This is a genomic window from Curtobacterium sp. VKM Ac-2852, from assembly GCF_013205045.1.
In the GTDB taxonomy this organism is placed as follows: Bacteria; Actinomycetota; Actinomycetes; order Actinomycetales; family Microbacteriaceae; genus Curtobacterium; species Curtobacterium flaccumfaciens.
In genome coordinates this window covers 685,742-706,179 of sequence record NZ_JABMLI010000001.1, presented here as the reverse complement: position 1 = coordinate 706,179, position 20,438 = coordinate 685,742, and the positions used below count along the sequence as shown (strand labels likewise).

Annotated in this window: 17 protein-coding genes; 11 read left to right on the top strand and 6 right to left on the bottom strand. The window is 69.7% G+C overall.

The features are described 5' to 3' along the window. Positions 1-95: 95 nt before the first annotated feature. The 5 genes from HQQ79_RS03505 (at position 96) to HQQ79_RS19090 (ending at position 6,681) form a co-directional block, all read left to right on the top strand. Positions 96-1,652: a hydantoinase/oxoprolinase N-terminal domain-containing protein gene (locus HQQ79_RS03505; RefSeq protein WP_071404451.1), complete on the top strand. Its 1,557-nt coding sequence runs from the start codon at positions 96-98 to the stop codon at positions 1,650-1,652. Beyond that, positions 1,649-2,848: a DUF917 domain-containing protein gene (locus HQQ79_RS03500; protein WP_216852162.1), complete on the top strand. Its 1,200-nt coding sequence runs from the start codon at positions 1,649-1,651 to the stop codon at positions 2,846-2,848. Before HQQ79_RS03505 ends, HQQ79_RS03500 begins: the two co-directional genes overlap by 4 nt. After that, positions 2,845-3,969 (top strand): DUF917 domain-containing protein, encoded by a 1,125-nt coding sequence (locus tag HQQ79_RS03495; protein WP_173032513.1) that lies wholly within the window; start codon positions 2,845-2,847, stop codon positions 3,967-3,969. The genes HQQ79_RS03500 and HQQ79_RS03495 overlap by 4 nt, the downstream gene beginning before the upstream one ends. Positions 3,970-4,066: 97 nt before the next feature. Continuing rightward, a complete protein-coding gene (locus tag HQQ79_RS03490) occupies positions 4,067-5,161 on the top strand; it encodes a DUF917 domain-containing protein (RefSeq protein ID WP_173032512.1) in 1,095 nt (364 codons plus the stop codon). After that, positions 5,158-6,681, top strand: coding sequence for a helix-turn-helix domain-containing protein (locus tag HQQ79_RS19090; RefSeq protein ID WP_173032511.1), 1,524 nt, complete (start codon positions 5,158-5,160; stop codon positions 6,679-6,681). Before HQQ79_RS03490 ends, HQQ79_RS19090 begins: the two co-directional genes overlap by 4 nt. Positions 6,682-6,694: 13 nt before the next feature. Here the strand turns inward: HQQ79_RS19090 and HQQ79_RS03480 are convergent, their stop codons facing one another. After that, a complete protein-coding gene (locus HQQ79_RS03480; protein WP_173032510.1) occupies positions 6,695-7,978 on the bottom strand; it encodes an MFS transporter in 1,284 nt (427 codons plus the stop codon). 115 nt (positions 7,979-8,093) lie between these two features. Between HQQ79_RS03480 and HQQ79_RS03475 the strand changes: the two genes are divergently transcribed. The 4 genes from HQQ79_RS03475 (at position 8,094) to HQQ79_RS03460 (ending at position 15,160) form a co-directional block, all read left to right on the top strand. Continuing rightward, positions 8,094-9,224 (top strand): substrate-binding domain-containing protein, encoded by a 1,131-nt coding sequence (locus HQQ79_RS03475; protein WP_173032509.1) that lies wholly within the window; start codon positions 8,094-8,096, stop codon positions 9,222-9,224. Positions 9,225-9,437: 213 nt separating this feature from the next. Beyond that, positions 9,438-11,792 (top strand): DUF4062 domain-containing protein, encoded by a 2,355-nt coding sequence (locus HQQ79_RS03470; RefSeq protein ID WP_173032508.1) that lies wholly within the window; start codon positions 9,438-9,440, stop codon positions 11,790-11,792. A gap of 510 nt (positions 11,793-12,302) precedes the next feature. Continuing rightward, on the top strand, positions 12,303-12,842 hold the full coding sequence (locus HQQ79_RS03465; protein WP_173032507.1) for a hypothetical protein: 540 nt from the start codon (positions 12,303-12,305) through the stop codon (positions 12,840-12,842). Between the two features lie 944 nt (positions 12,843-13,786). Continuing rightward, positions 13,787-15,160: an MFS transporter gene (locus tag HQQ79_RS03460; RefSeq protein ID WP_216852161.1), complete on the top strand. Its 1,374-nt coding sequence runs from the start codon at positions 13,787-13,789 to the stop codon at positions 15,158-15,160. Between the two features lie 24 nt (positions 15,161-15,184). On the opposite strand, the gene HQQ79_RS03455 is transcribed toward HQQ79_RS03460, so the two are convergent. Both HQQ79_RS03455 and HQQ79_RS03450 read right to left on the bottom strand, forming a co-directional pair. Then, a complete protein-coding gene (locus tag HQQ79_RS03455; protein ID WP_173032506.1) occupies positions 15,185-16,084 on the bottom strand; it encodes a helix-turn-helix transcriptional regulator in 900 nt (299 codons plus the stop codon). 127 nt (positions 16,085-16,211) lie between these two features. Continuing rightward, entirely contained in the window at positions 16,212-16,592 is a 381-nt protein-coding gene (locus HQQ79_RS03450) for a DUF2255 family protein (RefSeq protein ID WP_173032505.1), read from the bottom strand. Positions 16,593-16,716: 124 nt separating this feature from the next. On the opposite strand from HQQ79_RS03450, the gene HQQ79_RS03445 reads away from it, so the two are divergent. Beyond that, positions 16,717-17,685: an aldo/keto reductase gene (locus HQQ79_RS03445; RefSeq protein WP_173032504.1), complete on the top strand. Its 969-nt coding sequence runs from the start codon at positions 16,717-16,719 to the stop codon at positions 17,683-17,685. Positions 17,686-17,694: 9 nt separating this feature from the next. Here the strand turns inward: HQQ79_RS03445 and HQQ79_RS03440 are convergent, their stop codons facing one another. Together HQQ79_RS03440 and HQQ79_RS03435 are read right to left on the bottom strand one after the other, a co-directional pair. Then, a complete protein-coding gene (locus tag HQQ79_RS03440) occupies positions 17,695-18,033 on the bottom strand; it encodes a hypothetical protein (protein ID WP_173032503.1) in 339 nt (112 codons plus the stop codon). A 26-nt stretch (positions 18,034-18,059) separates the two neighbouring features. After that, positions 18,060-19,007, bottom strand: a complete 948-nt coding sequence (locus HQQ79_RS03435; protein ID WP_173032502.1) for an NADP-dependent oxidoreductase — start codon at positions 19,005-19,007, stop codon at positions 18,060-18,062. Positions 19,008-19,119: 112 nt separating this feature from the next. On the opposite strand from HQQ79_RS03435, the gene HQQ79_RS03430 reads away from it, so the two are divergent. Then, the gene (locus HQQ79_RS03430) at positions 19,120-19,968 is read left to right on the top strand and encodes a helix-turn-helix domain-containing protein (protein WP_173033090.1); all 849 of its coding nucleotides are present in this window, start codon (positions 19,120-19,122) and stop codon (positions 19,966-19,968) included. Between the two features lie 32 nt (positions 19,969-20,000). Here HQQ79_RS03430 and HQQ79_RS03425 read toward each other — a convergent pair whose 3' ends face one another. Continuing rightward, complete coding sequence (locus tag HQQ79_RS03425) at positions 20,001-20,378, bottom strand: antibiotic biosynthesis monooxygenase (RefSeq protein WP_173032501.1); 378 nt, start codon at positions 20,376-20,378, stop codon at positions 20,001-20,003. Between the last annotated feature and the right edge of the window lie 60 nt (positions 20,379-20,438).

Genomic DNA, 20,438 nt, shown 5'->3' with positions numbered 1-20,438 from the left:
GGCCGGTCCCCACGAACAAGCACCACCCCACGAACCAGCACCTCCCCGCACCCGCACCACCGCACCCCGCACCCGCACCACCGAAGGGAACCCCCATGCGCATCGGCATCGACGTCGGCGGCACCAACACGGACGCCGTCCTGATGGACGGCAGCACCGTCCGTGCGGCGGTCAAGCGGTCCACCACCCCCGACGTCACCTCGGGCATCGTCGCCGCGCTCGACGGCCTGCGTGAGCAGCACGCCTTCGGCCCCACGGACATCGACGGTGTGATGATCGGCACCACCCACTTCATCAACGCCCTGGTGGAGGCACGCGGCCTCGCCCCGACCGCCGCGGTCCGTCTGGGCCTGCCGGCGACGGCGTCACTGCCCCCGTTCACGGACTGGCCCGGGCACCTGGTGTCGGCCGTGCACGCGCAGCCGTTCCTGGCCCACGGCGGCCACGAGTTCGACGGCCGTGTCATCTCGGAGCTCGACCCCGAGGAACTCAAGCGGCACGCCGGTGCCATAGCGGCCGCGGGCATCCGTTCCGTCGCGATCTCGTCGGTGTTCTCCCCGATCAACGACGAGTTCGAGCAGCGCGCGCAGGAGATCATGGCCGCCGAGCTCGGGCCCGACGTGGCGTTCTCGCTGTCGTCCGAGATCGGTCGCATCGGCCTGCTCGAGCGCGAGAACGCGACGATCATCAACGCGGCGCTCCGTGAGCTCGCCGACCGCATCGTCGACGGCCTGTCCGGGTCGGTCACGGGCAGCGGCATCGACGCACCGCTCTTCCTGAGCCAGAACGACGGCACCCTGATGGACGTCGAGTACGCCCGTCGCTACCCGGTCGCGACGTTCGCCTCGGGCCCGACGAACTCGATGCGTGGCGCAGCGGTGCTGTCCGGCTTCGACACCTGCGCGGTCGTCGACGTCGGCGGCACGACGAGCGACGTCGGCGTCCTGACCGCGGGCTTCCCGCGTGAGGCCACCGGCGAGGTCGCCGTCGCCGGCATCCGCACGAACTTCCGGATGCCCGACGTCCTGTCCGTCGGCATCGGCGGCGGCTCCCGCATCCGCGAGGACGGCAGCGTCGTCGGGCCCGACTCCGTCGGGTACCGCCTGACCGAGGAGGGCCTGGTCTTCGGCGGCTCCACCCTGACCGCCACCGACGTGGCCGTCCGCGGCGGCCGTGGCGCGATCGGGGACCCGTCGCTCGTCGCCGGGGTGCCGGCCGAGGTCGCCGCCCGCGCGCTCGACGTCATCGCGGAGCGCGTCGCCGACATCGTCGAACGCATGCGCACCTCGTCCGACCCGCTGCCCGTCGTGGCGGTCGGTGGCGGCTCGGTGCTGCTGCCGGACACCCTGCCCGGACTCGGCACCGTGCACCGCCCGGAGCACTACTCGGTCGCGAACGCCATCGGTGCGGCGATCGCGCAGGTCAGCGGCGAGGTCGACAAGGTCTACGCGATCAGCGACGGCCGCCGGTCCGCCGTGGTCGACGAGGCCCGGCAAGAGGCCGTCGACCGTGCCATCGCGGCCGGCGCCGACCCCGGCTCGGTGGACATCGTCGACTTCGACGAGGTCCCGATCCCGTACCTGCCGGGCAACGCGACACGGATCCGCGCCAAGGCCGTCGGCGACCTGGCACTCGGGGCGCTGGTCCGATGAGCGCCACGCAAGCCGCGCCCCGCGCCGCAGCCGCGCAAGCAGCAGCCGCGCACGCCGCAACCACGCAAGCCGCCCCCACAGCACCCCTCCTCACCGCCATCGGCGCCGACTGCTCCGCACTCGCCCGCGGCGCCGCGATCCTCGGCACCGGCGGCGGCGGTGACCCCTACATCGGACGCCTGCTCGCCGAGGCCGCCGTCCGCGCCCACGGCCCAGTCGAGATCGTCCAGGTCGAGGACCTGCCCGACGACGCCGTGGTGCTCTCGGTCGCGATGATCGGCGCTCCCACGGTGATGGTCGAGAAGCTGCCGTCCGCCGGCCAGTTCGCCGAGGCCATCCGCAGCCTGTCGGCGTTCCTCAACGTGACCCCGACCCACCTGGCCTGCATCGAGGTCGGCGGCGTGAACTCGACGACCCCGATCGTCGCCGCGGCCGAGCTCGGCCTGCCCCTGGTCGACGGCGACGGCATGGGCCGCGCCTTCCCCGAGGTGCAGATGGTGCTGCCGACCCTGTCCGGCGTCAGCGCGACACCGATGGCCCTGGCCGACGAGAAGGGCAACACCGTCGTCTTCGACACGGTGGACAACCGGTGGGCGGAACGGCTCGCCCGCACGGCGACGGTCGAGATGGGCTGCTCCGCGATCACGGCGCAGTACGCCATGTCCGGCGCGCAGGTGAAGGAGTCGTTCGTCCGCGGCAGCCTGTCGCTGAGCGTCCGGCTCGGCGAGACGCTGGTGCGCGCACGCAGCGAGAACGCCGACCCCGTCACGGCGGTCACCGAGGTGCTCGGCGGCACGGTCGTGTTCGAGGGCAAGGTCGCCGACATCGAGCGCAAGACCGTCACCGGGTTCGCCCGTGGCACGGCCCGCATCGCCGGTTCCGGCAGCGACACCGGCCTGGAGGCGGTGCTCCGGTTCCAGAACGAGCACCTGCTGGTCGAGGTGGCCGGCCAGGTCCGCACCACGGCTCCCGACCTCATCATCACGTTGGACGCCGAGACCGGCGAGCCGATCACCACCGAGGCCCTGCGCTTCGGCGCCCGCATCCGGATCGTCGCGGCACCGGCCGACGAGCGCTGGCACTCCCCGGACGGCCTGCGCCTGGCCGGCCCGCGGTACTTCGGCTACGACACCCCCGCGGTCCGCCACGACGGCACCACGAGCGCGGGGGAACTGAGCACGGGAGAGAACCGATGAGCTGGATCCTCGACGTCGACGACCTGCCCGACCTGGCCCGCGGTGCCGCGCTGCTCGGCACCGGCGGCGGAGGCGACCCCACGATCGGGATGCTCCTGGTCCGTGCCGCGATCGAACAGCACGGCCCCGTCACGATCCTCGACCCGTCCGAGGTGCCCGACGACGCCCTCGTCATCCCCACCGCGCAGATGGGCGCACCGACCGTGGTGCTCGAACGCATCCCCGCCGGACCGGAACCCCTCGGCGCCCTCCGTCGGCTCGAGGCCCACCTGGGCCGGACGGCGACCGCCACGATGCCCATCGAGTGCGGCGGCATCAACTCGATGATCCCGCTGCTCGTCGGTGCCACCGGTGGCCTGCCCGTCGTCGACGCGGACGGCATGGGCCGTGCGTTCCCCGAGCTGCAGATGGAGACGTTCTCGGTCTACGGGGTCCCCGGCAGTCCGCTCGCGATCAGCGACGAGAACGGCCACGGCGTCATCATCGAGACCGGCACGGACAACAAGAAGATGGAGTGGCTCGCCCGCGGGGTCACCATCCGGCTCGGCGGCGTCGCCTACATCGCCGAGTACGCCATGTCCGGCCGCCAGGTGAAGGAGACCGCCGTGCCGCGCACGCTCTCCCTGGCACTCGCCGTCGGTCGGGCCATCCGGGTCGCCCGCGAAGCCCACCGCGACCCCATCGACGCGCTCGCCGAGGCCCTCGGCACGACGATCTACACGCACCTGCGCGAGCTGTTCGACGGCAAGGTCGTGGATGTCGAGCGCCGCACGGTCGACGGGTTCGCCCGCGGTCGTGCCACCGTGCAGGGGACCGACGGCTCCGAGCTCGAGCTCCGGTTCCAGAACGAGAACCTCGTCGCCCGGCGGGACGGCCGCCTCGTCGCCGTCGTGCCCGACCTGATCTGCGTCCTCGACGCCGAGACCGCCGAGCCGATCACCACCGAACGCCTGCGGTTCGGCCAGCGCGTCCGGGTGATCGGCATCTCGACCCCCGACCTGATGCGGACCCCGGAGGCGCTCGCCGTGTTCGGGCCGTCGTGCTTCGGACTCGACGAACCGTTCGTCCCGGTCGAGGACCTGCACGAGCACGTCCGCCCGGCCGCCTCGGCGGCCGGCTGACGAACGGCCGCGCGCCGACCCCGGCGCCCGGCCCGTGCACCCGACCCCGGCCCCGGGCTCCGGCCCCGAAACCCGACCACGGCAGCAGAATGGACCCATGGACCAGGGTGAGCGGCGGGGCGGCGGTGTGGCGGGCCTCCAGGCCGACGACGCGACCGTCTTCGGACGCGGCACCGCCCTGCTCGGCTGCGGTGGTGGCGGCCGCGTCGACCACATGGTCAGCGCGCTCCGCTTCGCGCTCGGCGACCGCAGTGTGCCGGTCGTCGACCTCGATGACCCCACGCTCGGATCGGTGGTGGCCGTCGGGCTGATCGGGTCGACGACAGTGCTCGAGGAGAAGATGCCGAGCGGCGAGGAGCTGCCGGCCGCGCTCGCGGCGGTCGAACGCTGGACGGGCACCCGTGCCGACGCCGTCGTCGCCGCGCAGATCGGCGGCGTGACCGGACCGGCCGCGGCCCTCACCGCACACGCCGCCGGGCTGCCGCTCGTCGACGCGGACCTGGTCGGCCGCGCGGTCCCGCGCATCGACCAGCTGTCGGTCTTCGTCGGCCCGACCACGACGGTCACGGCAGCGGCGGCCACCACGAGCGGCCTGCGGATCGTCGTCGACGCCCGGCACCCCCACGACGTCGAGACCGTCTGGCGCGAGGCCGTCTCGCACAGCGGCGGCTGGGCGGCCTTCGCGATCGGCCCGGTCCCGGTGGCGCTGCTGCGCGAACGGGCCGTCGTCGGCAGCGTGCAGCGCGCCCTCCGGATCGGACGCGCAGCGGGCGGCGCACGCGACGCGGCGGAACTCGCCGCGCTCATCGGCGGCCGGGTCGTCGCGCAGGGCCGGGTCATCGACGTCCAGCGCGAGGGTGACGCCCTCGCGTTCGTGCGCAGCAGCCTGGCCATCCGTGACGCCGGCACCGGTGCGGTCGCCCGGGTCGAGGCGGGCAGCGAGTACGTGCACTGCCTGGTCGACGGCCTGCCGGTCGCCAGCACCCCGAGCGTCATCACCGTCGTCGACGCGCGGTCGCTCGCGCCGGTGGCGACCGACCGCACGCGGGTCGGCAACGAGCTCGCGGTGCTCGTGCTGCCGTCGGCGCCGTGGTGGTGGGCGGACCCCGACCGCACCGCGCGCATGGGGCCGCGGGCGTTCGGCATCGACGCCGACGTCGTGCCCGAGGCCGTGGGCCAGGTGCTCGCGTGAACGCCGTCGGCGACCTGCTCCCGCTCCTGCCGCCCGGCACCCGCCTGCTCGTCGGCCCCGGCAGCACCGCGGTCCGGAGCGTCCGCGGGGTGGTGGGGACCCCCGACCAGGTCGGCCGGTCCCTGTCGCAGGGCGACGACGTCGTCGTGCTGCTCACCCCCGTCGACCGCGCGGACGCGCGCTTCGACGTGCTGCTCCGCCGGGCGTCCGCGGCCGGCACCACCCTGCTCGTCGTCGACGGGGCACTGGAACTCGGCCCCGGCAGCACGACGCTCGCCGACCGGCTCGGCGTCGCCGTGCTCGCCACCCCGGACCCGTGGGCGACCTCGGTCCGCCTGCACGAACTCATCGGCACCGGGATGGGGCCGGCGGCCCGGGCAGCCCTCGACGCCTCCCGCGTCGCGCTCGACGCCGGCCCCGAACTCGACGACCTGTTCGCCCGGCTCGACCGGTCGCTCGGCCACCCGGTGCGGTTCCTCGACGCCTCGGGCCTGGCACTCCGCGGAGCCGCCGTCGACGACGCGGCCCGCGCCGTGCTCGTCCGCCGCGCCGGCACGAGCGACGTGCTGACCGCCGAGGGCGTCGACGAGACGCTCGTGGCGATCCCGGTCGGCACCGGCATCGGACCGCGCGCCTGGCTGGCCGTCGGCCTGCCCGTCCCGATCACCGCCGAACAGCAGGTGGTCGCGAGTGCCCTGCAGGTGGCCGCCGTCGCCGTCGGGCACCGGTTGCTGCTCACCCGGCTCGACGACGAGCGTGACGCCCGCTACCGGATGGCGATGCTCGACGAACTCCGCGCGGCCGACGGGGCGCCCGCCCCGCAGCTCGTGCAGCGGACGATCGCCGCCGGGTGGCGGCTGGACGCCTGGCACGTCGGCGCGCGCGTGGTCGCGCGGCAGGGCGTCGACCTGGTCGCGCTCCGCCAGCAGGTCGACGCCGCGGTGCGCGCCGAGGGACTCGACGCGGTCGTCGTCGAACAGGCGGACGGCTGGGTGCTGTGGCTGTCGGAACCCGACGAACCCGGCCGGGAGGCAGTGGCCGACATCGCGGGTCGGCTGCGGCGCGCGCAGAACACGCTCCGCACCACCGTGGAGACCAACGTGGGCGTCGGCAGTCTGCAGGCGGGCCCTGCCGGGCTGGTCCGGACGCTCGGTGAGGCGGGCGACGCCGCCCGCCTGGCCGCCAGCCGTCCGGAGTCCGGGCACTTCGTGCACGTCGACCGGCTCGGGCTCGCGCAGCTGCTGCTCGCGTGGACGCAGACCGACACGTTCCTGCCGGCCTCTCGGCAGTTGCTCGCACCGCTCGAGCGCGGTGGCGGGGCGCTCCTGACGACGCTCGCCGCCTACCTGGACGCGGAGTCGTCGATCGCCGAGACCGCCGCGGTGCTCGGCGTCCACCGGAACACCGTGTCCGACCGCATCGCGCGGGTGGAGCGGCTGCTCGGGGTCGACCTGTCAGACCCGGAGACCCGCCTCGCCCTGCACCTGGCGACGCGGGCGCGGGCGGGGGACGGCGGCTGAGGGGCGGGGCGCGTCAGCTGCGGTCGCTGGCGTTCTCGGTCTCGCGCTTCGTGGTCCCGCTCGTCCTGTCGGCCCCGCGGGCAGGCCGGGCGGCGGCACCGGTCTCGCGCGCCGCACCCGAGGCCAGGCCGGCCGCGATGATGAACACGAAGACGATCAGCAGCGCGCCGAGCAGGCCGATCTCCTCGCCGAGGAACCCGATCAGCGGCGGCCCGGCCAGGAACGCCACGTAGCCGATCGTCGCGACGGCGCTGACCTTGGCGGCCGCGGTGCGGGGGTCGTCGGCCGCGGCGGACATGCCCATCGGGAAGCCGAGGCTCGCGCCGAGGCCCCAGAGCACGACGCCGACGATCGCGAGCGGCACGTTGTCGATGAAGATGAGCATGCCCAGGCCGACCACCGCGACGGCGGCGCTGATGCGCAGGATCGGCACGCGGCCGAACTTGTCGATCAGCGGGCTGCCGGCGACGCGGCCGGCGGTCATCGCGGCGAGGAACACCGTCAGCACGGCGGCACCGCCGGCGTTGTCGAGCCCGTGGCCGTCGATCATCGCGAGGGGCAGCCAGTCGTTCGCGGACCCCTCGGCCAGCGCCATGCCGAGCACGATCACGCCGATGAGCAGGGTGGAGGGCTGTGCCCAGACCTGCCAGCGGGTGAGCGGCGTCGCGACCGGGCTGGTGTCGGTCGACACCGGCTGCTCGAAGCGGTGCTCGTCCTGGAACTTCGCGACGGCGACGAGCATGGCAGCGCTCGTGATGACGACGAGCACGATGAAGTGCCACGACACCGGGATCTCGAACCGCTCGGCCAGCGCACCGAGGCCTGCACCGGCGAGCGTCCCGAGGCTGAACGCGGCGTGGAACAGCGGCATGATCGTGCGTCCGCCGGCCTTCTCGGCGGCGGCGCCGGAGACGTTCATCGACACGTCGCACAGGCCGTTGCCGAAGCCGAACGCGATGAGCGCGATCCAGATCGCGGCGAAGCCCCATCCGAGCGTGACCGCGACCCCGGCGAAGATCATCCCGACCGCCAGGCACGCCGCAGCCACCTGCACGCCCCGCCTCGCACCGAGCTTCGCGACGATGTGCCCGGCGAAGGTCAGACCGCCGATCGAGCCGACGGCCATGCCGAGCACGAGCAGGCCCATCTCGAACGTGCTCGCCCCGAGGGAGTCGCGGACGCTCGGGATCCGGCCCAGCCACGTCGCGATGTCGAGCCCGGACAGGGTGAACACCACGAACACCGCGATGATCCAGGCCTTGGTGGTCGGGACGGTGCGGGTGGACGGCGTCGTCATGGTGGTTCCCATCGTGCTGCGGCGCGCTCGGTGCTGCGCGTTCTGGTGCGTGTCGGTGCTGGTCTTGCGACTGTCGAATCGATTCGACTGCTCCTTCCGGCTACGCTAACGGGCGATGGACGAACCGGCAACAGGACCCGGCGCGTCGCCTTCCCGCGGCGGCGCCACCCGTCCGTCGCGCCCGACGCTGGCAGCGGTCGCCCGTGCCGCCGGTGTCGCGCCGTCGACGGCCTCGCTCGCCTTCAGTGGTCTCGGCCCGGTGTCCGAGGACGCCAAGGCCCGCGTGCTCGCCGCCGCCGCCGACCTCGGTTACGGCGGCCCCGATCCCCGCGCTCGATCCTTGCGGCGCGGTCGTTCCGGCGTCATCGGCGTCGTGATGGACGAGCGTCTGAGTGACGCCTTCCGTGACCCGGTCAACGTCCTGACACTCGACGGCATCGCCGAGGTCGCCGGTGCTGCCGGTGCCTCTCTGTTGCTCGTCCGGAGTCCGCTCGACGACGAGCAGGGTGCCGGCCCGCTGGTAGATGCCCCGATGGACGCTGTCGTGCTCGTCGGGTGCAACGTCCGGATCGACCCCGCCGTCGCCGTGTTGCGGCGTCGGCAGATCCCCGTCGTCGCGATCGAGGCGGACGAGATCGAGGGTGCTGTCCCCGTCCAGCTCGACAACCGCGATGCCTCACGCCGTGCTGCCGAGTACCTGCAGGAGCTCGGCCACCAGGACGTGACCGTCGTGACCCTGCCCCTCGATGCCGCACGCCGCCGTGGTCCGATCGACGCAGCCCGGCAGGACGAGGGCATCGCCTTCACCACGCTCGAACGCCTGCGTGGTGTGCGCCAGGTCTACCCGGACGCCGTCGCGATCGAGACCGCCGGCAGCTCGGTGGAAGAGGGGCGTCTCGCCGGCACAGAGCTCTTCGCGCCGGACGGCCCCCGCCCGACCGCCGTCATCGCGCAGAGTGACCTCATCGCCGTCGGGGTGATCTCAGCCGCACTCGATGCCGGACTCCGTGTGCCCGAGGACGTCAGCGTCGTCGGCTTCGACGGCATCACGGTGGACGACAGCCTGCTCCACCGCACCCCGATCCGGCACCTGACCACCCTGGTGCAGCCGTTCGTGCAGAAGGGCCAAGCCGCCGCCCGTGCCGCCCTGGCCATGCTCGAGGGTGCGGAGCCGCAACCGGCGTCGTTCACGTCGGAGTTGCGAGTGGGGGATACGACGGGGGCGCCTGGGTCACGCGACCGCTGATGTCAGCATCGCCGAGGCAATAGTTCGGCGGGGAATCCACTCCCGTGCACCTCCTGTGGTGGACGCGTATGGGGCCTCAATACGCCGCTTCCCGACCATGTCGGCTGAGTGGTGCACAGATGCCTCCAGGGAGCAAGCGTCGCATCGTGCCAGAAGCCCCGGAGCGGGCTTCTCCGTGACAGCCCATCGTGCAAGAATCGTCGACGATGCCTCATGCCTAACGTCAATGAACTACTCGTCTTCATTGCTTCCCCCGGCGATCTGGTGACCGAACGGGCTGCCCTTCGCGACCTCGAACAGCGAGTGAACACGCGGTTTAGATCGGCGGGGGTGCGAGTTCGAGTAACGGGATGGGAAGAGCTTCCGTCCGGGTTCGGGCGACCACAAGGGCAGATCAATCCCTTGGTTGACGAGTGCGACATCTTCGTCGGTATTCTAAGGCGAAGGTGGGGGTCGCCGACGGGCGAAGCGGATTCTGGATTTGCCGAGGAATTCGAACGTGCTATACAGCGGCGTAAGGCCTCGGGCGTCGACCCGTATATCGCAATGTATTTTGCGGAGCTTCCACAATACGAGCTGGACGACGCCGGTCCAGCCCTGCGCAAGGTTCTACAGTTCAAGAAAAGATTTGAACGCGAGCACATTGGCCTACATGACAGTTTCACCGATCCGGCCAATCTGGTTACGAAAGTGTTCGACCTGCTACATGAAATCCTACTCAAAGCCGCGTTCGATCGATTTGCTCCCGCGGCTCCAGCGGGAGCTCCCGCCGTCCAGCAGTCGCGGGACGAAAATGTTCTTGAAGATACGAGTGCGACCATTCCCGACGGGGCGCAGGCGCAAGTTATCGAGGTGGTCGAGGGCCTAAAGGCTGTCCTCATGGGCAGCAGAGAGCGCATCCGGTCCTTAGATAGGGACCGACTCGAACTCTTCGCTTCCGCGGTAGGGGTCGATCGGAGCCTCTTGAGCACTCATCTAATCAATCGGCTATATCGGCGCAGGGACGATCTTCGACTTGTTCAGGGTGAGAGCGTTGCGTGGGTTCGAACTATCCTGGCCGATGTGGGAGCAAATCGTGATTCCACCGAGCGTGTGATACCAGGATGGGCGCTGGTCAGAAAGGTTTGGGAGGATCCAATGTCGGAACTCCTCGATCTGGCATCGGAGGAAGGGGTCGTCGGGCAAGGGGCCTTGCTCGAAGCTCTAAGGTCTGATTCATATCCTTCGACCATGTGGAATGATGTTGCGTCGTCGGCGCCCCAATGGCTAGCTCTCCTTAATGCTAATCCCTCAAGCGACGACGTCATTGTCTATCTCCTGAAAGGGGCGAAAGCCAATCACCTTTCGTCGGCGCAGATCCTCGGTCTGTTGGAGGCGGTTGGGAGTCCGGCCGGCCTCCACTCGGAGAGAAAAACCTTCCTAGCTGAGGTGGCCGACGGACTGCGGGGTGATGTTGGCGCCTTAGCAAATCGCCTAGTTTACTCCTCGGACGCGGCTTCGATTTGGCACACTCTGAGTTTTGGCGTAGAACAGATCGATACCGAACAAATCGACGGACTCGCCGGGCGCGTCAAAGATTCCTCGCTCCATCGTGCGATCGTCGTCCGAGGTTTGCAGGAAAAGGTCCTCTCGGACTCGACACTCCTCGGCCTACTGTCGGGCGGCTCGGACGACTTGCAGACCACGGTGATCAGCCAGGCCCGGCGCGACAGGGATCTGGCGAAACGCCTGCATCGTCTAGCCGAGGACGCGCCAGCGGGGAAGGCTCCTGCGGCCGCTGTGCGAGCCGAACTAACTGCGCTTGTTCTGTCGGCAGATGAGCTTGACCGCTCCATGAGGGACCGCGCCTGGCATGTCGAAGCCTGGGAAGCTCTCACCCTAGTCCGGCCTCGGGAGATGCTTTTTGAGGCAAGATCGCTGTTGATGGATGATTCCAAACTGCGAGAACGTTTGACCGCGGAATTGCCTGCCAACCTGGTTGGATATGCCGTCAACGAGTTGAAGCGCGCGGCTGCCGGCCTGTTGGTGCGCGCGTCGAATGATCATCATATCGACGGTGACATCGAATCAGTACTGCACTGGTTTGATGCGGTTGCGGGTTCCGGGTTCATCTCTAATGAGGTTTGGCAGGTCATGCTGCAGCTCTCCGAAGCTTCGCTTACGAGGCTGCCAGAAGGCTACTTCAATAAATACGCGGATGTGCTCGGTTTCGGGTTGTCGATTGAATTCCTTGACAAGCCCCTTGGGGAGCTCGTGGCCTCGGGGTTGGCGCTCAGCGAGCGATCGGGCGAACGTGAGGCTGTGGCGGTTTGGCTTATGAATCGCCCGGAGCGCACGCGGCAAGAACTAACGGAAGGTCTGCATGATGCGCTTGCGTCGGTGCGAGCGGCCGCGTGCATGCAGCTCACGAAGCGGATGGAGCTGATCGAACTGGAGGCTTTGCTTGAGGACTATGTCAACAGCGAGGGCTTTCGGTGGTATAACGTAATCGCTCTACTCGACAGCCATCTTTACTCGCCCTCTCAGGGGAAGAATGGCCGCCTTATCGAGCCGGGGTCGTCCGACTGATTCGCTCTGGCACGAGCCCTTGCTGGCTAGAAGTGTGCACTTGTTAGGGTCGACGGCGAGGCGATGCGCAGCTGCGGGTCCGGGCCTGTCGGCCCGTCTTGGCAGAAGAGTATCGAGGCTGGCCGGCGTGCTGAGCGGATTGGGCGCTTGCTCATTGGGGGTCGCGTTGCCAGCACTGACAGCCCGTGATGTACATGCTGAAGTGAATTGGGGCTCGATAGCGCTGGCCAGCAGCTATCCCTGTGCCGAGTAGGTTCGGCCGCGAGACGCGATCGGAAAGGGCCCCTAGTCCCCACGAGTGGCCCGTCGATTTTGTAGTTTGAGATGGCGGATGTTTGCGTACGTTCAACTTCACGGTCCGGCAGGTGGCAGACCGGACCCAGAGCAGGGGTGTCAGCCGGAGTGATCCCCGAGCGGGCGACACTCGTTTTATATCTGCATGTCCTGTGATCTACTGGTTTAGTCAAGCGGGTTGCCATGCCTTGTGCGCGAGAGCCGTAGGATGCGGTGATGAGGCGTCGGAAGAGGACTGAGATCCAGAGGTCTGCACGTGTGAGATTGCTCGCAGCCGAGGTGGATAGGCACCTCGAGGCCGCCATACGGCGAGGAGCCCGGTTCGATGCGAAGGCCGTATTCATTGTCACGGCGTCTGGCCTGGTTGCTGGAAGCAGTGTGCTGAGGGCCGCAGCATCACCCCTCGCACCCTGGGCTGGTATACCCATTGGCTTCGCTTTGCTCGGCGTGGCTTCCGCGGTTTGGGCATTCTGGGCGCGCACGATTGACGTCCCGGATACCCGCAAGATCGTAAACGACTTTGTAGAGAAACCGATCACGCCTGACGAGCTTGAGGACATCCTTCTAGAAATACGGACAGTGCAAGTACTACGGAGGGAGGGCGACAGCGACAGGCAGGCTCGCATCGTGACGGTCGGATTCGTTATGCTGCTCCTGGCGGTGACGTCGCTTCTTGTTTTCGTCCTGGTCGCCGGTCAATTTCCACCCGAAGGAGAGCCGTATGGCACGCAAACCCCCACCTCAGCAGCCATCTGACGATGACGCTGCTATCGATCGACCGGGCGTAGATGACTACCTGAAGCCTGTCACGCACTCGAGCGACGGTGGCGAAACGTTCGAATCCAAGGACGCGGAGTGAGGTTGAGATGAGCGAGGATGACGAAGACCGTGGTGATAGGGAGCCGAAGCGTCCCGACGTCAGCTCATATTTCCGTCATGTGCAGGAAAGCAAGGGCGAATCTGCGGAACCGCCTGCTAAATGATCACCACGCTAATAACGCTGGTGTGTCCGCAGGGAGTTGCGAGTCTCCCGGTTGGTAGGGCTCGACTCTGACAGAGATGCGCGGCAACTGCATCTACGGTCAGTGCGCGGCCAACTGCGCAGGAACTGACGCTTATTCCTCCGAAGACACGTCCGCGTGTTGCAAGAGTGTCTGCCAGAGCGGGCACTCGAGCACCTTGGAGGTGATCACTGTCCGGCTTCTGCGGTAGTACGGGCGCTCATTACACCGAGTTGGGAGGCAATACGTTCAAGCCTCGCCTTCGTTTCGCATAGCGGGCTGCAGGTGTGCCGCGCTTTCGGGGTATGGAGTAGTGAAAATGCCCCGCTCTCGAGGCAGCGCTGTCGGGCTGTGTGGCGCGCACCGGCGATAGATCATCGGGCAGCCCGGGTCACGCGATCGCGAACACCGTGTACCCGATGGCCAGGGGCAGCAGCACGAAGGGCTCGAGCCGAGCGACGCACGTCACCACGAGCTCGAGCACTGCACCGTTAGCGCCCCAGGTGTGGATTTCCGAGCACGGCTCGTTTCGCGAACGCGACGGGGTGCTCGAACCAGCCGAGCCCGGTGACGTGCTGCGGATCGTCCTGATCCGGTTCGAGATCGGTGTGCGAGACGTCGTGCGTCCGCTGCTCACACCCGGCAGGGGTTCCCCGTCAGGGCATCCCCGGTCTGGTTCCGGGGCGGGACGATCGAACGGTGACCGTTCCGACGAAGGCCGATGTCCCGACCACCAGAGTGTCGCGCGGCGCTGCCAGGCTGGCACTCCTGCTCGCCTCGCTCGGCTTCTTCCTCATCACCCTCGACATCCTGATCGTGAACGTCGCCCTGACCACGATCGGTCAGGAGTTCGGCGGCACCACTTCGGGTCTGCAGTGGGTGATCGACGCGTACACGCTGCTGTTCGCCTCGCTGCTGCTGTTCGCGGGCAATCTGTCCGAGCGCATCGGGGCGAAACGGGCGATCGGCTGGGGCATCGCGGGGTTCCTCGTGGCGTCCGTGGCGTGTTCCCTCGCACCGACGCTCGGTGCGCTGATCGCAGCGCGGGCGTTCCAAGGGGCAGCCGCAGCGGTGATGCTGCCGGCCTCGATGGCACTGATCCGCGAAGCCTTCCCGGATGCGCGCGAACGGGCGCACGCCCTCGGCATCTGGGCGGTCGGTGGGGCGGTCGCCGGTGCGGTGGGGCCGATCCTCGGCGGAGCGTTGACGACCCTCGACTGGCGACTCGTGTTCGCCATCAACCTGCCGGTGTGCGCGGCGATGCTCGTGATGCTCGTTCGGGTGACACCGTCGCCTCAGCGTCCGGCCCGGTTCGACCCGGCAGGGCAGGTCCTTGCGCTGCTCGCGCTCGCGGGGCTCGTCTTCGGACTCATCGAAGGCGGTGCGACGGGCTTCGACCGGTGCTTCGTGGTCGTCGCGCTGGTGCTCGCGGCCGTCGCCATCGTTGGGTTCCTGCTGGTGCAGGCCCACGGTCGGAACCCGATGATGCCGCTCGACCTGTTCCGCTCCGGCGGCATGCGGGTCGCGCTCGGCGTCGGGTTCGCGTTCATGGTCGGCAACTTCGGCAGCGTGTTCGTGCTCAGCCTCTACCTGCAGCAGCACCTCGGCCTGTCGCCCCTGGCCGCCGGGATGGTGTTCCTGCCTTCCGCGGCGTTCAGCATCGTCGGGAACGTCGTCAGCGGCACGCTCGTGAACCGGTTCGGTGCCCGCGTCCCCGTGGTCGCGGGACTCTCGACGATGGCGCTCGGCCTGGTGGTGATGATCGTGCTCGCACCGTCGGACTCGGTCGTGGCGGTCGCGGTCTGCACGGTCCTGACCGGTGCCGGTGGCGCCGTCGCGATGCCGCCGGCGACGTCGGTCGTCCTGGCGAGTGTCCCGGCCGAGCGGTCGGGCACCGCGAGCGCGGTGTTCAACACCTTCCGGCAGGTCGGCGGCGCCGTCGCGATCGCGGTCTTCGGAGCGTTCCTGGCGGACCGGTCGCAGTTCGTCGTCGGGACGCAGATCAGCTTCGTGGTGGCGGCCGCCGTGCTGGTCGTCGCGGCACTGGCAGCGATGCGCATCCGGACCGAGTGACCCGGACGTCGTGTCGACGCAGCGTCAGCGCCGGTCCGTCGCGCCACGCCCAGCCGCGTCCACCGCGTCGCATCGGTCGGTCGCAGCGACCGAACCGAGCAGCCGGAGCGCGTCCGCGGTCGGGGAGCCGGGCTCCGCGCTGTAGAGCAGGAGGCTCAGTCCCGGGTCGCTCATCAGCCGGGTGCCTTCGAAGTGCAGGTCGAGCGCGCCGACGACCGGGTGGACGAAGTGCTTCTCGCCGGTGGCGTGCCGGCGGACGTCGTGCACGCCCCACTTCGCCCGGAACTCGGGGCTGCGCGTCGAGAGTTCTCCGACCAGGGCCTGCAGGTCCTCGTCGTGCGGGTCGTGGCCGGCGGCGGCACGGAGGATCGCGACGCTCTGATCGGCGGCGAGGTCCCAGTCCGGATGGAACGCTTCGGCCCAGTCCCGGTCAAGGAACGCGGCCCGGGCCAGGTTCGGCCGTTCCGACTTCCGGAACAGGTCGGCGTAGAGCGCCCGGCCGAGGGCGTTCGCACCGAGCACGTCGAGGCGGTCGTTGCGGATGAACGCGGGCCCGCCGGTGAACGAGTCGAGCGTGTACTGCAGGCCGACGCGCAGCGCCTTCGGCGTGGCTGCGCGTCGCTGACCGCGGACCGGCGAGGCGTTCGCGGCCCGCGCGAGGTCGAACAGGTGGTCGCGTTCGGCGTCGTCGAGGAGCAGTGCGCCGGCGACGGCGTGCAGGACGCCGTCGGAGACGCCGGCGAGGCTGCCGCGCTCGAGCCGGGAGTAGTACTCCACGCTGACGTCGGCGAGCATCGCGACCTCACCGCGTCGCAGTCCTGCGACCCGCCGGTTCGGTCCGCCGGGCAGACCGACCTGCTCCGGGCGCACCCGGGCACGGCGGCTGACGAGGAAGTCCCTGACGTCTTCCCGGTTCGTGCTCATGAGGCGACCCTACGAGTCCGCGCCGGTGCGCGGGGTGCACTGCCGGGGCATCGGACTGGAGGCGCGCTGCCAGCTGGCACCGCGCCTCCAGTCCGCCCTGGGGTCGTCCGGGGCGCCCCTGGCGCGGTCACGCGCGCGGGCGGATGCGCACGGTGGCGGACGTCGGTCCGTCCTGGAGCATCGGCGGGAGGTACGGGCTGCCGGCGTATTTGGTCTCGTACGCCAGGTCGATCCGGCTGTTCAGGTCGGGACCGAGCGATTCGAACACCACCTCGTGCTCGGCTCCCGCGGCGCTGATCCGGCCGGCGCCCTGCTCGATGGCGGAGCGGTACCAGCGTGAGCGCTGCCCGTTGTAGGCGCGGACGTAGAGCTCCCCGTCGACGACGACCGACCAGATCCAGGTCGGCGTGCCGTAGGTCGTCCCGTCCGATCGGAACGGGCTCACGTGGAGGTCGTCGCTCGCTGCGATCGCTGCGATGGTCTCGGGGTTCCAGGGGTTCGTCTGCACACCACCGACGGTACGAGGATCGCGAGGCACGAGGGGTGCCCTCCTGGGGCACCTTCTCCGGGCGGATCGCCCCTATCGTCGGAGGTGACCGTCACCGCCACTGGCCTCGAGAGAGCAGGACACCGTGCACCACACCCGCCTCGGATCGACCGGACTCGTCGTGAGTCGTCTCGCCCTCGGTTGCATGAGCTACGGCGACCCTGCGCGGGGCCTGCACTCCTGGACCATCGACGAGGACGCCGCCCGCGGGTTCTTCCGGCAGGCCGTCGAGCTCGGCATCACCTTCTGGGACACCGCGAACGTCTACCAGCAGGGCTCGAGCGAGGAGTTCGTGGGGCGCGCGGTGCGCGAGTTCTCGCGACGTGAGGACATCGTGCTCGCCACCAAGGTGTCGGGGAAGATGCACGACGGCCCCGGGGGATCGGGGCTCTCGCGGAAGGCGATCCTCGAACAGGTCGATGCCTCGCTCTCCCGCCTCGGCACCGACTACATCGACCTGTACCAGATCCACCGGTTCGACCCGGAGACGCCGGTCGAGGAGACCATGGCGACGCTGCACGACCTGGTGCGGGCGGGAAAGGTCCGGTACCTCGGCGCGTCGTCGATGTGGGCCTGGCAGTTCGCGAAGATGCAGACCGCTGCGACCGTCAACGGCTGGACGCCGTTCGCGACGATGCAGGACCAGTACAACGCGCTCAAGCGTGAGGAAGAGCGGGAGATGATCCCGATGTGCGCCGATCAGGGCGTCGGACTCGTGCCGTACTCTCCGAACGCGAAGGGCCGCCTCACCCGACCGCGTGGCGTGGAGACCGCGAGGTCGAGCGTGGACGAGGTGGCCAAGGCGTTCGACTCCGATGCCGACGGCCCCGTCATCGACGCGGTCCAGCAGATCGCCGAGGACCGGGGCGTCCCGATGGCGCAGGTCGCCCTCGCCTGGGTGCTCCGGAACCCGGTCGTCTCCGCACCCGTCGTCGGGGCCACCAAGCCGAACCACCTCGATGACGCGGTCGCTGCGCTCGACATCGAACTCACCGATGACGAGGCGGCCGTGATCGAGGAGCCCTACCAGCCCCAGGCGCCGTTCTGGTGGTGAGCAGGGCGGTCAGCGGACGCGTGTCCAGGTGCCGCTGAGCTGGATGAACTCCCCGCCGACCACGGAGCTGGCTATGCAGGTCCCGGCGTCGTAGTCCTCGATGTGGGTGACGTGGTCGCCGGCGTCGGCTTCCGTCCACCGGACCACGTAGAGCCCGTCGCGCACCTTCGCGGTCGTGTACGGCATCGTCTCGGTCCGTCCGGCGATGGCGCCACCGGTGACGTGGAAGGTGACCTGGGTGTCCGTGTCGAAGGTGATCTCGACGGTGAAGTGTCCGAGGGGCGTGTCCGGACCGAGGTCGGCGAGCCAGGTCTGTCCGACGGCGGGGAGGGTTGCGGTGGTGTCCAAGAGGGGTTCCTTCGGGTTCGTGTGGATCAGAAGTCGAGGACGAGCCGGCCGCGGACGCCGCCCCGTTCGAGTCGTTCGTGCGCGGTGGCAGCGTCCGCGGCGGGGATGACGTCGGCGACGTCGGCCGTGAGCTCACCGCGCTCGACGGATCGGGCGAGCCGCTCGATGGCGTCGTGGCGGAGGTTCGAGCGCATCACGTAGGACCCGAACACGCTGATGCCGCGGCCCGGGTCGACGTCGGTCGGCAGGTAGAACGCGACCTGTCCGCCGTCGCGGGCAGCGGCGATGATCTGGTCGGTGCGGATCGCGGGGTCCGCGACCGCGTCGGCGCCGTGCCCGTTCGTTGCGTCCCGGACCCCTGCGGCGAAGTCCGCCGCACGGTCGAGGACGACCGCCGCACCGAGGTCCCGGACGCGCTCGGCATCGGCGGGTCGCGCATCGGCGATGACGGTGATGCCACGGGCGGCGGCGAGCTGCACCAGGTACCCGCCGACGGCGCCGGTCGCGCCGGTCACGGCGAGGGTCTGGCCTTCGTCGAGGGCGAGGTGTTCGAGGGTCATCTCCGCCGTCAGCGCGTTCGACAGGAACGCCGTCCCGTGGGCGAAGGAGCCGTTCGACGGCATCCGTGTCACCGACAGGGTCGGCAGGACGATCTGTTCGGCGTAGCCGCCGTGGCTGCCGTCGGGGACGACGAACCCGGTGACGGCGTCACCGACGACCAGGTCGAACCCGTCGGGCTGTTCCGGGCCGACCTCGTCGAGGACGCCGGCGACGTCGGTGCCGGGGACGACCGGTTCGGCGATCGCGCGGTCGTTGCCGGCGAACCCACCGGATCGGATGATGGCGTCGACGGGGTTCACCGCAGCGGCACGGACGCGGATTCGGACCTCGCCCGGTCCCGCGTGCCGTTCCGGCAGCTGCACCTCGTGCAGCACCCCGGGTGCTCCGTACTCGGTCAGACCGATCGCTCTCATGGCGGCTCCTTCGTGGTCGTGGATGCAGACGACGATGCCAGCCGGTGCGCACGCTGTGGAGGGCACGGATTCCTCCCCCGCTCCGCCCGGTGGCAGACTCTCCGTCGTGGCGATGGACGTGCGCGCGGAAGAGCTCGGGAACTTCCTGCGTGCTCGGCGCGCGGAACTCGACCCGGCAGCGTTCGATCTGCCCGCGGACGCGAGACGACGGGTGCCGGGACTCCGCCGTGCAGAGGTCGCGGCTGCCGCGTCGATCAGCGTCGAGTACTACACCCGCATCGAGCAGGGTCGCATCGCCGTCTCCGCGCCGGTCTTGGCTGACCTCGCCGATGTGCTCCGTCTGACGAACGAGCACCGGGCGTACCTGTTCGACCTCACCGGCAAGGCCGAGACCGCTCCGCCGCTGCAACGGACGCAGGTCGTGCAACCGGCACTGCAGCGCGCGCTCGATGACCTCGCGACGACGCCCGCGTTCGTCCTCGGACGCCTGACGCAGATCATCGGCTGGAACCGCCTCGGCGCCGCGCTCATCACCGACTTCGCGGCCATCCCTCCAGGCGAGCGCACCTTCATCCGTCTCCTGTTCGCCGACCCGGCGATGCGGAGCCTCTACGCCGACTGGCACGAGGTCGTGGCCCTCGCCATCGCCCAGCTCCGCGGGGACAGCGCTCGGTACCCGGACGACCCGGATCTGGGTCGGCTCGTCGACAGCTTGTCGGCCGAGTTCCCCGAGTTCCGAGCGACCTGGGCGGCGCACGTGGTCGCTGGCCGTGGCACCGGCCGGAAGACCCTTCGTCACCCGGTCGTCGGGGAGGTCGAGTTGGACTGGGAGATCCTCGCCTCAGCGATGGACCACGATCAGCTGATCGTCCTGTGGACCGCAGAGCCGGGATCGGACTCGCAGGCGCGGTTGCGTCGGCTCGCAGGTCTCGCTGGTCAGGCTCGTCCCGAAGGGCGCTGACCCGTTCCGGGGCGTTCCGGCACCGTCACGGGTCAGACAGGCTCCCCGGCGCAGACCCCGTCGACCGCGACCTTCTGGTACAGGTGCGGGTAGGCGAGCGTCCCGTCGGGGTAGCTCGCGGCGTGCGCTGCGAACTCGGGTGTGTGGAGGGCGCGCTCGAGTGCCGCCGGTGAGGCCCACACGGCGACGTTGGTGAAGAGGTTGCTCCCTGCGATGCCGCCGTACAGCTGGACGGCGAGGAGGTCGCCGGTCTGCTGCATGTACTCCGCGTCGGCCTTCCAGGCGGCGAGGACTTCCGCCTTCTTGCCCTCCGGAGCGACGAAGGTGTTGATGATCGTGACCGGTCCTGTCGAGACCGTGTGCTGGTCGCCGAAGTTCGTGGCCGGGTCGAGGGTCTTCATCTGCAGCATGGTTCGTCCTGTTCTGTTGCGGGTGTCGGGGTCGTCGTTGGGCTCCGTCGGCGGGGCAGC